Genomic DNA, 13635 nt, shown 5'->3' with positions numbered 1-13635 from the left:
AATGACGTTGATTAAGTGAGTACTTCAAATCTCTCGCAGTCTTATACACAGGCTTTGCAAATGCAAAATCTGCTGTCTTCTATTGCGCAAACTCAACCCTTCGACTCTGTCCAAGACAAGACAAAAATACATTTAAAAGGCCTAGTAGGTTCTGCTTTTTCCTATGTGATTTCAAATGTTTTTAAAGCATCAGAAGCTCCATTTTTGTTAATATTTAATGACAAAGAAGAAGCGGCACATTACCTAAACGATTTAGAACAACTTATTAATGATAAAGATGTGTTGTTTTATCCTGGTAGCTACCGAAGGCCCTATCAAATAGAAGAAACCGATAATGCTAATATACTGCTTAGGGCGGAAGTTTTAAATAGAATAAATTCTCGTAAAAAGCCTGCTATCATTGTTACCTATCCTGATGCACTCTTTGAAAAAGTGGTTACTAGAAAAGAGTTAGAGCGCAACACTTTAAAGGTGACTATTGGTGATAATCTATCCATAGATTTTGTTAACGAAGTCCTGTTTGAGTATCAATTTAAACGCGTTGATTTTGTTACAGAACCCGGAGAGTTTTCGGTGAGAGGTGGTATTGTTGATGTGTTTTCATTTTCACATGATGAACCTTACCGTATTGAGTTTTTTGGTGATGAGGTAGATAGCATAAGAACCTTTGATGTAGAGTCGCAACTATCGGTAGATCAGATTAAAAAAATTAATATCATACCCAATGTTGCCAATAAGTTTTTAGAGGAAAGTAGACAGAGTTTCTTAAAATATATCGCTCAAAAAACAATTGTCTGTCTTAAAAATACCGATTTGTTTTTCTCTAGAATTGATGACTTTTTCATTAAATCCGAAGAAACTTTTAAACAACTGTCTTCAGAATTAAAGCATAGTAATCCAGACGAACTTTTTTGTAATTCAGAGCTGCTTAAAAAGCAATTGTTAGACTTCACGATTATTGAATTTGGGACACAGAGTGTATTTAAAAATGGCGGAACCGAAATTATTGAATTTAATACCACGCCTCAACCATCCTTCAATAAGCAATTCAACTTATTAATTGAAGATTTAAACGCCAATTACGATAACGGATATACCAACTATATTACTTGTATTAGCCAACAACAAGCCCAACGGTTTCACGATATTTTTGATGATGCACAACTGGATGTTAAAGGTTATGAGACCGTAATTTTATCGTTGCATCAGGGGTTTATTGATCATGATAATAAAATAGTTTGTTATACAGATCATCAAATATTTGAACGTTACCATAAATTCCACATCAAAAATGGTTATGCTAAAAAGCAAGCCATAACTTTAAAAGAACTTACCGATTTAGATGTAGGTGATTATGTTACACACATAGATCATGGCATCGGTCGTTTTGGAGGGCTTCAAAAAATTGACGTTGAAGGAAAGAAACAAGAAGCTATTAAGCTTATTTACGGGGAGCGCGATATTTTATATTTAAGCATTCACTCGCTTCATAAAATCACTAAATACAATGGTAAAGACGGTAAGCCTCCCAAAATCTATAAATTGGGTAGTTCTGCATGGAAGACTCTTAAGCAGAAAACAAAAGCTCGCGTTAAGCATATTGCATTTAATTTAATTAAACTTTACGCAAAGCGAAAAACTAAAAAAGGATTTCAGTACAACCCTGATAGTTACATGCAGCATGAGTTGGAAGCCTCTTTTATTTACGAAGACACTCCAGACCAAAGTACAGCCACCGCAGATATAAAAGCTGATATGGAGAGTGAGCGTCCAATGGACAGACTAATCTGTGGTGATGTAGGTTTTGGAAAAACCGAAGTAGCTATAAGAGCTGCTTTCAAAGCAGTTGATAATGGGAAGCAAGTGGCCATTTTAGTACCAACAACCATTTTGGCCTACCAACATTCAAGAACATTTAAAAAGCGTCTGGAAGATTTTCCAGTGGTGGTTGATTATCTAAATAGATTTAGAACGGCCAAAGAAAGAAGACTCACATTAGAAGCCTTAGCAGAAGGAAAGGTAGATATCATTATTGGAACCCATCAACTGGTAAACAAAAACGTGAAGTTTAAGGACTTAGGGTTGTTAATTGTTGATGAAGAACAAAAATTTGGCGTAGCCGTAAAAGAAAAACTAAAGACTATTAAGGAAAATGTCGATGTACTTACGTTAACAGCAACGCCCATTCCTAGAACATTACAGTTTAGTTTAATGGCAGCTAGAGATTTATCGGTAATCACTACTCCGCCACCAAACCGTTACCCAATAGAAAGTCATGTCATTAGGTTTAATGAAGAGACTATTCGAGATGCTGTTAGTTACGAAATTGAACGTGGCGGGCAAATATTCTTTATTCACAACCGTATAGAAAACATTAAAGAAGTAGCTGGTATGGTACAACGTTTAGTGCCCGATGCTAAGGTAGCCATTGGTCATGGGCAAATGGAAGGCAAAAAACTAGAACAACTCATGCTATCCTTTATTAATGGAGAGTTTGATGTATTGGTAAGTACTACTATTGTTGAAAGCGGATTGGATGTTCCTAATGCCAATACCATTTTTATCAACAATGCCAATAATTTTGGATTGAGCGACTTGCACCAAATGCGTGGGCGCGTTGGTAGAAGCAATAAAAAAGCCTTCTGCTATTTTATTACTCCTGAGTATTCTGCTATGACAGAAGATGCCAGGAAACGTATTTCGGCACTGGAACAATTTACAGAACTGGGTAGCGGTTTTAACATTGCTATGAAGGATTTAGAAATTAGAGGTGCAGGAGATTTGCTTGGAGGCGAACAAAGCGGATTCATAAACGAAATTGGTTTTGATACCTACCAAAAAATATTGAATGAAGCTATTGAAGAACTCAAGGACAATGAGTTTAAAGATTTATATAATGAACCTGAAGAGAATAAAGTTTATGTTAAAGATGTAACTATAGACACAGATTTTGAATTGCTGTTTCCAGATAGTTATGTAAATAATATTGCAGAGAGATTAAATCTTTATACTAAGTTAAATGAGTTAAAAACGGAAGAAGAATTGTTTCAATTTGAAAAAGAACTCATTGATAGATTTGGGGAGTTACCTTTACAGGTGACCGATTTGTTAAATAGTGTCCAAATAAAATGGATGGCTACTAAAATAGGTTTTGAGAAAATAGTTATGAAACAAGGAAAGCTTATTGGGTATTTTATAAGTGACCAACAAAGTAGTTTTTATCAAAGTGCCTCTTTTACCAAAGTTTTAAGTTATGTACAAAAGAATCCTGATTTATGTAAAATGAAAGAGAAACAAACCCGCCAAGGCTTACGATTATTACTTACTTTTGGAAATGTAAAATCGGTTGATAAAGCTTTGTCATTGTTAAAACCAATTGTGGCTTAATTATTGTCTTAGTGAACTAAATGAAACAAGTTTTAAAACTCATATTATTTTTAATATTTCTCCCAACGGTGTTTTGGGCGCAACATACTATTAAAGGTACATTTACTCCTGCCAAAGATTACAATGTGGTATTACTTTATAAAGTAACACCTACCGTTTCAGAATACATCACAAATGCTGAAATAGATGCTGAAGGTTATTTCGAAATTAAATTAGATTCTACGGCTACAAAAGGCATGTACAGATTGGTATACGCCATTCCGCAAGAAGATTATAATTTTGATGTTATTTATAATGGTACAGAGGATATTGAACTGTCCTTTAATAGTGAAACTGGTGTAAAATTCCTTTCGTCTATGGAGAATTTATTATTGGCATCTTACACCAATAGCATGTATATGATTACACATAGTATTGGTAAGTTTTTTAATGAGCAGAGTACGGATACCTTAGCATTGAAAAAGATTTTTGAAACACAGAAAAATACTCAAAAAAATTACGAAGAAGCAGCCAAAAATCTTATAGTTCTAAAATTTATTAAGGCCAATAAACCATTTATTCCTAAAAGCTTTGTTGATGTAAAAACCTATGTTAATAGTTTAAAAGCGCACTATTTTGATTATGTAGATTTTACAAACAAAACACTACAAAGTTCAAATTTTTTGGAAGAGAAAATGGTGAATTACGTGTTTGGAATGACCATAGATTCTGATGATGAAATAGTAAACTACAAACATAATATTGATGTGGTTTGTAAAGCCATGGAATCTGCTCCAAAAGAAGTAAAGCGTATTTTGTTAGTGAGCCTGTGGCAACAAATGGCCGACTTAAATTTTGAAAGAGTAGCTAATTACATCTCAGAAAAATACTTAATGGATTTAGCCGTAGTCTTAAATGATCAAGAATTGCTAAATGTACTAATAAAATATAAGGATGTTTCAATAGGGAAGATAGCTCCTGATTTTTCTTTTAAAGTGGATGAAGGTGGTAAAAAAACAAGTAAGAAACTAAGTGATTTAAAGGGTTTTGAAAAATACGTAATCGTATTTTGGAGCACCACCTGTTCACATTGTTTAGACGAAATTCCGCAGTTACAAAATTTTATTAAATCTAAAGCAGGGACTAAAGTTATTGCTGTAGCTTTAGAGGAAGAACCAAATAATTGGAAAACCATTATTGAGAACTACCCAGATTTTATTCATGTGTATGGCTTAGGAAAGTGGGAAAACCCTATTGGAAATGATTATAATGTAACTGCTACACCAACATACTTTATTCTAGACAAGGACAAAAAAATTATTGCAAAACCAGCAGATTTGGAGGTTTTAAAAGTGTTTTTCGAAGACTAGTTTGTGATTACAAAAGAAGGAACAAACCAAGAACGTTTGTTATACTGTCAAGATAGCTATCGTGATTATTTCAGTATTTCATTATGAGTTTTAATAGAACCTGAAACAACACTTCGACAGCGCTCCTTTAGTGTGACAGTTCAGGGTTACAAAAAATGTCAAAAGTGATAAAACGCATCTTCTAAATGCTCAATTTTGAATTGATTATTTTCTTTAACAATTGCAATAATATCAAAACGGACTTCTACATCTAAACCATTAACCGTTACATACTCATCAACTGCTTTCACAAGGTTTTTAATTTGTTTTGGTTTTACAAAATCTTGTGGGTCGCCAAAATCGGCAGTAGAACGTGTTTTCACTTCAATAATGGCAAGGGTATCATTTTTTTGAGCCATAATATCAACTTCAGCTTTATCAAACCGATAGTTGCGCTCTACAATATCGTAATGATTTTCAATTAAAAAATCAACCGCTAGCTGTTCCCCTTTTTTACCAAGTTCGTTGTGTTTTGCCATTTAGCAATATATTCAAACTTATCCCCTAAACAAAAAGAAATCGTCTTTCATGTATTCAATTTGGGTATCCTTGTTAGTAATGATATAATCAATAGCTTTAGTAGTAAATGCATCACCTTTGTCAGTTAGTGATACTATTTTATTTTTTATTACAATCATATTGTTTTTAAATGCCAAATCTAAAACCGTTTTAGAGCGTACCTTTTGCCAATTGATGTGTTCATTTAGGTGGTTTACATTACGCTCTCGTTCTTCGGTATGGTTTTTTAAGTGTAATAAAAAAGTAAGCAAAGATACTTCAGTACGTTGTTGTTTTTCTCTGTACAAAACGGCAATGATGCCTTTGTTGGGAGCAAACAAATACACCAATAAAAAGATAATACCTAACATGGTAGTGATAGAGCCTGCAATTGAGGCGTCTAGCCAATGGGCTACCCAATACCCTGAAATAGCAGAGAAAACACCAAATCCAACGGCATATAAAAGCATACGTTTTAGGTTATTAGTTAGTAGGTATGCTGTTGCTGCAGGCGCAATCATAAGGGCTACTACCAAAATAGCACCAACTGCATCAAAAGCTCCAACGGTTGTCACCGATGAAATACTCATTAAACCATAATGCAAAATAGCAGGAGAAAAACCAAGCGAAGCGGCTAAACCAGTGTCAAATGTGCTTACCTTTAGTTCTTTAAAGAAAGCAAATAACAAGCCAATGGAAAGTATTAAAATACTCCCTATTACCCACAACGATTTTGGACCTAAGTCTATATTTGAAACTACTAGTCTATCAAAGGGTGCAAAAGCGAGTTCACCTAATAAAACGGCATCAACATCTAAATGTACGTCATTAGCATTTTTTGCAATCATAATAACTCCCATACTAAATAAGGCAGGAAACACCAAACCAATGGCAGTGTCTTCTTTTACCAAACCTGTTTTTTGAATGTATTCTACCAAAATCACGGTGATAATCCCTGTAACTGCTGCCAGTAAAATTAATAATGGTGAGTTGAGGTCTTGGGTAATAAAAAAGCCAATAACTATACCCGGTAGAATGGAATGACTGATAGCATCACTTATCATAGCCATTTTCCGTAATACCAAAAACGTACCAGGAATGGCACAAGCAATAGCCGCTATACTTGCAATAATTTGTATTTCTATTTGAGCATTACTCATTACTTTGTTGTTGATTATATAAGCTTGAAGCAGCATTAAATCCCTCTTTTGTTAAACTCCACATGTTGCCATCTAGGGTTACATAGTTTTTATGAACCAATTTTTGGAGTGTTCCTTTGGTAAACCCCTGAAAATTGTTCAATATTTTGGTAGTATGCGGATGAGCAATATTATCATGTGTTTTGGCAATGTGGTACATGAAAGCTAAAGTCTTGTTTAATTTTAAATCTCGACGGTTTTTTATAAATCTTATCTGTTTAAACAAAAGACCGCGACTTGGTGAAAACACAAAAGACACCAATACAAAAACACTGGCAATAATAACAATTACAGGACCCGTTGATAGATTGTTTTGTGTGGCGCTTACAGCAGTGCCAAAAACACCTGAAAGGGCACCAAAAACAGCAGCTAAAAACACCATTTTTCCTAAGCTATTAGTCCATTGTCGTGCCGCAGCCGCAGGAGCTAATAACATAGCACTCATTAAAACAACCCCAACAGTTTGTAGCCCTAATACAATGGCTAATACTATAAAAGTAGTAATTAAAACATCTATAGTTTTGGTATTGAAACCCAAAGTTTTTGTAAAATCAGCGTCAAATAGCAGTATTTTGAATTCTTTCCAGAACAGCAATAATACGATAAGGCAAATACCTGTAACTAAAGCCATCACCCAAACATCTTTTTCAACTAATGTGGCTGCTTGCCCAAATAAATATTTATCAAGTCCAGCCTGATTTGCGTTGGGTTGTTTTTGAATAAAGGTTAGTAATAACATCCCAAATCCAAAAAACAATGATAAAATTAATCCTAGAGCAGTATCTGACTTTATATGGGTTTTGGTAATAATACCTCTAATCCAGAAGGTGCCAATGAGTCCACTTATTAGAGCTCCTAAAAGAAGCACATTACTGTCTTTGGCGCCCGTTATTAAAAATGCTAAAGCTATTCCAGGTAATGCGGCATGCGAAATGGCATCACCCAGTAAGCTTTGTTTTCTAAGTACTGCAAAACTGCCTAACATGCCTGTAGCCGCACCAAGTATGGCGGTTCCCAATGTAATGGTTCTTAGGGTGTAGTCTGAAAAGACTAATTCTATGTATTTTAAAATATCCATACTTCCTACGAACTCAGGAATCTCTTCTTTTATTCGCGATTTTTTACTTTACTTTTTCTGTTCATTTTGCCTTGATGCAAAACGAACCAAAAAATCAAATCAAATTTAGGAAATTGCTGAAGCATCACTCATTACGGAATTTCGTGCTTGAAACTTCGTTTCGCATCTTCATTCCTTCACTCGTTATTTCTGAAATTTGATGATTCCGACGGCGTCGGAAATTGGGACTTGGTTTTCTGCTCTTTTACTTTTTTATGTTTTATTTATTCATTTTTGCTAACGGCTACTCCTGTATACTCACTTTATAGTTGATACCGTAAGTCTTTGTTAAATTGTCATCGTTGAATATATCCTTGACAGGTCCGGTGGCTATCTTTTTTACGTTTAGGAAGGTCACCCAATCAAAATATTCTGGCACTGTTTGTAAATCATGGTGAACAACAATAACCGTTTTTCCTGCTTTTCTCAGCTCCTTCAAAATATTGATGATGGCTATTTCAGTTGTGGCATCAACTCCTTGAAATGGCTCATCCATAAAATAAATAGAAGCGTTTTGAACCAATGCTCTAGCTAAAAATATACGCTGTTGTTGACCACCGGAAAGCTGGCTAATTTGTCGGTTTTTAAAAGGTAACATACCCACTTTTTCAAGTGCTTCTAGTGCAGCCTTTTTTTGTTTTTGCCCTGGCCGTTTTATCCAACCTAAACTGCCATAGGTACCCATCATTACCACATCCAAAGCTGTGGTTGGAAAATCCCAATCTACACTGCCTTTTTGAGGGACATAAGCGACTAATTGACGTTGTTTTTCATAAGGTTTACCATAAATACTGACACTTCCAGCAATAGGTTTTAAGATGCCTAAAATGGACTTGATTAAGGTGGATTTTCCAGCACCGTTGGGTCCAACAATTGCCATAAGGACGCCTTCTGGAATTTCTAAATCAATATCCCATAGCACTGGTTTATAGTTATATGCTACGGTAAGGTCGTCTACTTTTATAGCAATTTTTTGATCCATTATTTTAATGCATTAACAATAGTGTTTACATTATACTCATACATACCAAGGTACGTCCCTTCAATAGTTCCAGCATTACCTAAAGCATCAGAATACAAGGTTCCGCCAATAGCCACATTGTGTCCTTTTGATTTAACTGCGGCTTGAAGTGCTTCAATAGTACGTTTTGGAACTGAACTCTCTACAAAAATGGCTTTAACTTTTTTTTCTATTATGAATTTTGCCAAGTTTTGTACATCTTGCACACCTGCTTCGGTAGCTGTTGAAAGTCCCTGCAAACCAACTACTTCAAAGTTAAATGATTTTCCGAAGTAATTAAAGGCATCATGTGCTGTAACCAATATGCGTTGATCTTTTGGTAAACTATTAATTTGAGCTAAAACATTTTGTTTTAAAGCATCCAATTTATTAAGATAAGCATTTCCATTGATTTCAAATGTTTCCTTAAGTTCAGGAAGCTCTTCAGAAAGCACTTTCATAACATATTCTGCGGCTTGTTTCCAGTAATCAATATCAAACCAAATATGCGGATCGTAATTAGAGGCAAAATAATCAGATCCAATCAAGGTACTTTTGTTTAAAACATTGGAAATAGCAACTGTTTTTTTGTTTTTCATTTTCTCAAACACTTCCACAAGTTTGCCTTCAAGGTGAAGGCCATTATAGAAAATAACATCCGCATTAGAGAGTTTAGTAACATCTCCTTCGCTAGCTTTATATAGATGTGGGTCTACCCCGCTTCCCATTAAGCCTTCAATATTAACTAAGGTATCTCCAATATTTTTAACTAAATCGGTAATCATTGTGGTAGTTGTAACCACATTTAGTTTACCGTTGTCTTTTTTGTTGTTTTTACATCCTAAAAATACACTTATGATTGTTAGAATAAGAATAATACGTTTCATAGTTATAAACCTAGTTTAATTGATATCTTAATCCGAAAAATAATCGCCTGCCTTGGTTAGGGGCATATACATAAGATGGGTCAAAGGTCAGTGCATAGGGATTATTTGCTGTTGGGACAACATTTCCATTATTATCAAACTGAACATTTTCATCAAACGGATCCTCACTTCTTGCAATTATAAATGGATTTCCTTTATTTGGAGTCCAATTCAATAAATTTTTTAAGCCAGCATATAGTTCCATATTGTTTATTCCAGTAAAGGTTAATTGAACATTTTGAATACTCCATGTTGGAGAGTACTCGCTTCTAGGGTCTAAATCTCCAAGGGTTGGTAGTCTCATAGGGCCATAAAGATTTCCAGTATAATCTAAAGTTAGATTGGTTGGATAATGTTTATATGAAAATGACCAAACACTTGTGAATCTTTCGGTTAATATTTGTCTGCTTTTTACATCATTTTCTTTTTGAGATACCTCTTGTAAGGTAGCTCCAACAGAGGCTTGAATACCACTCCCTAAAACAGCATCAATATTTAAACTAACGCCTTTTGATGTTGAATTACCATCTAAATTATTATAAATAATTTGATTTGGATTAGTATCATAATCTGGGATAATGGCATTGGTAAAATAAGTATACCAAGTAGAGGCATCTAACGTAAATATTTTACCAGATTTGGAGTAAATCTTTTTTAGGTAATTAAGTGTAATATTGTAGGATTGTTCTGGATCTAAAGCCTCTTCAATAATAACATCTCTAGCTCCAGTGAGAGCTGCATGTTCTTCGGTAAATAAATTAACGACTCTAAAGCCAGTACCAGCATTTAATCGTATGATGTCATCTTCGGTTGGTTTATATCTGTAGGCTATTCTTGGTGTAAAAATAGAACCATGTCTGCTGTCATAATCATATCGAGCACCTAATAATAAACGCTGCTTTTCGGAAAGTCTGATTTCATCTTGAACAAATATGGATGGAATTGTTACTTTGTCTGCCGTTAAAGTAGCTGGTGTATTATCATTATAGAAATTAAAGCGAGCCGCTAAACCAAAAAGTAAGTCATGGTTTTCAAGGGATTTATCCCAAATTAATTGACCAAAACCAATACGCTGTTTTGCAATGTAGGGAGTATCTCCGTAAACAGAGTTTTGATCGTGGTCTGAATAAGAGAACTGAAAGTTTACTTTTTCATCGATTGGTAATTGGTAGTTTCCTATGATTTCAAATCGTGATGTATAAATACTTTCACCATACACTTTATTGCCTCCTCTAAAACTGCGGTTCCAGTTCATTTCGCCCCCCCATCTATCTTCATAAAAATAACGACCTGCTAGAGAAAATTGACGTCTGCTTTTTCTTTTAAAATCCCATTTTTGGAATACCGATATACGGTCTTGCAAGGTGACGTCGGTAAAGTTGTCGTTATTATCATCTATGGGGTTGGAGTAGTTAAAGTAATTAATACCTGTGAGCATATTGGCTTTTTTACCAACTTTAGTTTTAAAACTAATATCTAAATTGGCTTCACCCCAATCACTGGTAAAGCTATCTGCGAAAACCAATGGAGCATTTTCGGGTAATTTGGTGATGACATTAATTAAACCACCAACAGCTTCACTTCCATAAAGAGAGGAGGCAGGGCCTTTAACGACCTCCACTTGTTCAATTAATGAGTTTGGTATGCCTGATAACCCATAAACGGTTGATAACCCACTCACTATTGGCATACCATCAATTAACACCAGTGTATAAGGTCCCTCCAGGCCATTAATATGAATATCACCAGTATTACATACATTACAATTTAGTTGAGGTCTCACACCATTAACATTTTGAAGTGCTTCAAAAACATTGGGTGTTGGGTTTTTTTTAAAGAAAGTGGGTGAATAAACTTCAACAGGCACAGGACTTTCTAATCTAGAAACTGCTTTAAGTGTTCCCGTAACTATGACCTCATTTAAGCTCAAGGCTTCTTCTAATTCAAGTTTTACAATAACCACATTGCCTTCTACCGTGATTTCTTTTTCAGCATTTTTATAGCCTGTAAAAGAAGCAACAATAGTGTAAGTACCTTTGTTTACATTTTCAATAGTAAAAAAACCAGACTCGTTTGTAATACTTCCTTTTGAAGTGCCTTTTAGGTAAACATTCACATAAGGGAGTGACTCTCCAGAAGATGTTACTTTACCACTGATTTTTTGGGCGTACAAAACGCTATTAGCTATTAAAACGAGAGACAGGAATAATTTAATTGTTTTCATTGACGTAGATGATACTCGTGAAATCCTGATTTAGTAAAATGGTGTTGTTGTTTATCAGGATTTGGGTCATTTTATTATTTGTAAATTGTTTTGATACCACAAGGGTGTTGCCATATTTTAATCCGTTTTGAGCGCAAAATTCAAAAAACTCCTTGTCATCGCTCATTAATCTGGAAATGGTATATGATTTTCCTTCATTAGCATTTGATAACGAAATAGAGGTGTCTGATGTGGTGATTTCACCATTGGCATTTGGGATCGGGTCGCCATGGGGGTCGAATTTTGGATTACCAAGGTATTCACTTATTTTTTCTGCAAGTAAATCGGAGGTTTGATGTTCTAAAAGTTCAGCTTCTCGATGAATATCATGCAGAGACATATCGAATAATTTAAACAGTAGTGCTTCCCAAAGGCGATGTTTCCTAATGACCGAAAGTGCCATTTTAGTACCCTTATCTGTTAATTCTAAAGGTTTATATTTTTGATACTTCAATAAATCTTTAGTCGCTAAATTTTTAGCCATATCTGTGGCAGCAGCGTTAGATATGCCTAATTCTTTAGCAATGTTTCCCGGCTTGGTATCGTTGTTATTACGTTTTCCGTTTTTGTAAATGGCCTTTACAAAATTTTCTATGGCTACAGACATTAGATTTGCTTTAATAAATATTTAAGTAAACTTAAAAAAGTTTTCAAATGTAGTTAAAAAAAATAAATGTTCACTTTTTAATCTAAAAAAAGTGAACATTTATAAAAAGAATTTATAAGGAGCCTAGGAAATTAAATCAAACTAAGATTTAAATTTAACCTGATCTAAAATAAATTGAGGAAATTTTGTAATGGGAGTAATAGTCATGTCTTTGTAATAACACTCGGCAGCCTCAGACTGAATTTGAATTTGTCCTTCGGTTAGAGGTCTGTTGGTTTCAGGGTTTATAGCATTTTCAACTACCATAACAATTTCTCCGTTAACCACATGAACAGCATCGTTTCCTATAACATATAATTCTAAATGGTTCCAATTACCATGAGGGGCTTGTGGTTCAAGGTAGGCGTGTATATAACCTTTGCCTTCAAAGTAGGTGTCTGAATTAGGGTTGTATTGTTTTTTGTTGTTTGTGTCGGTACCTCTAATCACTACTTGAGGTCCACCAGGATTTGGTTGCACAGCATTAGCAGGCAGAGAAATGAAATCTCCTAAGTCTGTCTCCTGAACCTGAAATTCTAAACAGGTCTTCCAAGTGTTCCAAAACCTGCCGTAGTCTCCGTAACTATGATATAAAATACCAGTATCTTTTCTTCTATGAAGTCTTGGTTCCCTTTTTTTATTACCCCATCTAAACATTGTACTAAAATGATAGTTGCTGAAGTTCTCTTTAGTGGTGATGCTCCCATAGATTTCTCCAGATATATTGAGAATGGTTTCTCCGTTTATGTTAGTTGTTGTAAACACATTTTTTATGTCGTTATTTAGCCCTAAAGGTGTTCCTTTGGTAACATCTTCAGACTGTGGAGTGTCTTTAGGAAGCCCTAAAACGGTAGTATGAGGTACTCCCAAAAATTTTTCAAAATGGGTTAAGTTAGCATCTAATAATTTAATTGTTTCATTATTTTGAGCGTTTATATTGTTGGTGAAGAATATTAAAATTAGACCAGAAATAATTGAGTGTTTCATAAAGGTATATTTAGTATTAGGTAAGCCACTAAAATAGTAAAAATGAATGTGAGAAGATTTAATTCACATTAAAATTAATGGCAACCGCAGTCATCATGACCACAACTTTTCTTTGATTTTGTGTTTTTTGGAAAAAACTTCTTAAATAAAAAGGCAACAGCAAATACTATAGCTAAAAAAAGTAATATGTTCTGAATAATTTGATTCATACTCTAAAGTAGAAT

Annotated in this window: 10 protein-coding genes; 2 read left to right on the top strand and 8 right to left on the bottom strand. The window is 34.5% G+C overall.

The annotated features are described in order from the left end of the window. Positions 1-15: 15 nt before the first annotated feature. Positions 16-3387: a transcription-repair coupling factor gene (gene mfd, locus DFQ02_RS06630; RefSeq protein WP_116040215.1), complete on the top strand. Its 3372-nt coding sequence runs from the start codon at positions 16-18 to the stop codon at positions 3385-3387. A gap of 20 nt (positions 3388-3407) precedes the next feature. Then, positions 3408-4736, top strand: coding sequence for a TlpA family protein disulfide reductase (locus tag DFQ02_RS06625; RefSeq protein WP_116040214.1), 1329 nt, complete (start codon positions 3408-3410; stop codon positions 4734-4736). A gap of 158 nt (positions 4737-4894) precedes the next feature. On the opposite strand, the gene DFQ02_RS06620 is transcribed toward DFQ02_RS06625, so the two are convergent. The 8 genes from DFQ02_RS06620 to DFQ02_RS06585 all read right to left on the bottom strand — a co-directional run bounded on the left by DFQ02_RS06620 (position 4895) and on the right by DFQ02_RS06585 (position 13411). Then, positions 4895-5254 (bottom strand): YraN family protein, encoded by a 360-nt coding sequence (locus tag DFQ02_RS06620; protein ID WP_116040213.1) that lies wholly within the window; start codon positions 5252-5254, stop codon positions 4895-4897. A gap of 18 nt (positions 5255-5272) precedes the next feature. Then, positions 5273-6433 carry a metal ABC transporter permease gene (locus tag DFQ02_RS06615; RefSeq protein WP_116523818.1) on the bottom strand — a complete coding sequence of 387 codons (1161 nt, stop codon included), beginning with the start codon at positions 6431-6433 and terminating at the stop codon, positions 5273-5275. Further along, positions 6426-7550: a metal ABC transporter permease gene (locus DFQ02_RS06610; protein WP_116040212.1), complete on the bottom strand. Its 1125-nt coding sequence runs from the start codon at positions 7548-7550 to the stop codon at positions 6426-6428. The genes DFQ02_RS06615 and DFQ02_RS06610 overlap by 8 nt, the downstream gene beginning before the upstream one ends. Before the next feature lie 283 nt (positions 7551-7833). Next, complete coding sequence (locus tag DFQ02_RS06605) at positions 7834-8571, bottom strand: metal ABC transporter ATP-binding protein (RefSeq protein ID WP_116040211.1); 738 nt, start codon at positions 8569-8571, stop codon at positions 7834-7836. After that, positions 8571-9476, bottom strand: a complete 906-nt coding sequence (locus DFQ02_RS06600) for a metal ABC transporter solute-binding protein, Zn/Mn family (RefSeq protein WP_116040210.1) — start codon at positions 9474-9476, stop codon at positions 8571-8573. Before DFQ02_RS06600 ends, DFQ02_RS06605 begins: the two co-directional genes overlap by 1 nt. A gap of 10 nt (positions 9477-9486) precedes the next feature. Next, entirely contained in the window at positions 9487-11739 is a 2253-nt protein-coding gene (locus DFQ02_RS06595; RefSeq protein WP_116040209.1) for a TonB-dependent receptor, read from the bottom strand. Further along, positions 11726-12385, bottom strand: a complete 660-nt coding sequence (locus tag DFQ02_RS06590; RefSeq protein ID WP_116040208.1) for a metal-dependent transcriptional regulator — start codon at positions 12383-12385, stop codon at positions 11726-11728. Before DFQ02_RS06590 ends, DFQ02_RS06595 begins: the two co-directional genes overlap by 14 nt. A 141-nt stretch (positions 12386-12526) precedes the next feature. Beyond that, positions 12527-13411, bottom strand: coding sequence for a 3-keto-disaccharide hydrolase (locus tag DFQ02_RS06585; protein WP_116040207.1), 885 nt, complete (start codon positions 13409-13411; stop codon positions 12527-12529). Between the last annotated feature and the right edge of the window lie 224 nt (positions 13412-13635).

This window comes from Seonamhaeicola aphaedonensis, assembly GCF_003386195.1.
GTDB classification, from domain to species: Bacteria; Bacteroidota; Bacteroidia; order Flavobacteriales; family Flavobacteriaceae; genus Seonamhaeicola; species Seonamhaeicola aphaedonensis.
Note: the sequence above shows the minus strand (reverse complement) of the source record. Positions and strands in the feature narration are given on the sequence as shown.

Bases quoted from the DNA above. Each gene is read 5' to 3' on its own strand.
- DFQ02_RS06605 (WP_116040211.1), bottom strand. From the start codon at position 8,571: ATGGATCAAAAAATTGCTATAAAAGTAGACGACCTTACCGTAGCATAT.
- DFQ02_RS06615 (WP_116523818.1), bottom strand. From the start codon at position 6,433: ATGAGTAATGCTCAAATAGAAATACAAATTATTGCAAGTATAGCGGCT.
- DFQ02_RS06620 (WP_116040213.1), bottom strand. From the start codon at position 5,254: ATGGCAAAACACAACGAACTTGGTAAAAAAGGGGAACAGCTAGCGGTT.
- DFQ02_RS06585 (WP_116040207.1), bottom strand. From the start codon at position 13,411: ATGAAACACTCAATTATTTCTGGTCTAATTTTAATATTCTTCACCAAC.
- DFQ02_RS06610 (WP_116040212.1), bottom strand. From the start codon at position 7,550: ATGGATATTTTAAAATACATAGAATTAGTCTTTTCAGACTACACCCTA.
- DFQ02_RS06625 (WP_116040214.1), top strand. From the start codon at position 3,408: ATGAAACAAGTTTTAAAACTCATATTATTTTTAATATTTCTCCCAACG.
- DFQ02_RS06590 (WP_116040208.1), bottom strand. From the start codon at position 12,385: ATGTCTGTAGCCATAGAAAATTTTGTAAAGGCCATTTACAAAAACGGA.
- DFQ02_RS06600 (WP_116040210.1), bottom strand. From the start codon at position 9,476: ATGAAACGTATTATTCTTATTCTAACAATCATAAGTGTATTTTTAGGA.
- DFQ02_RS06595 (WP_116040209.1), bottom strand. From the start codon at position 11,739: ATGAAAACAATTAAATTATTCCTGTCTCTCGTTTTAATAGCTAATAGC.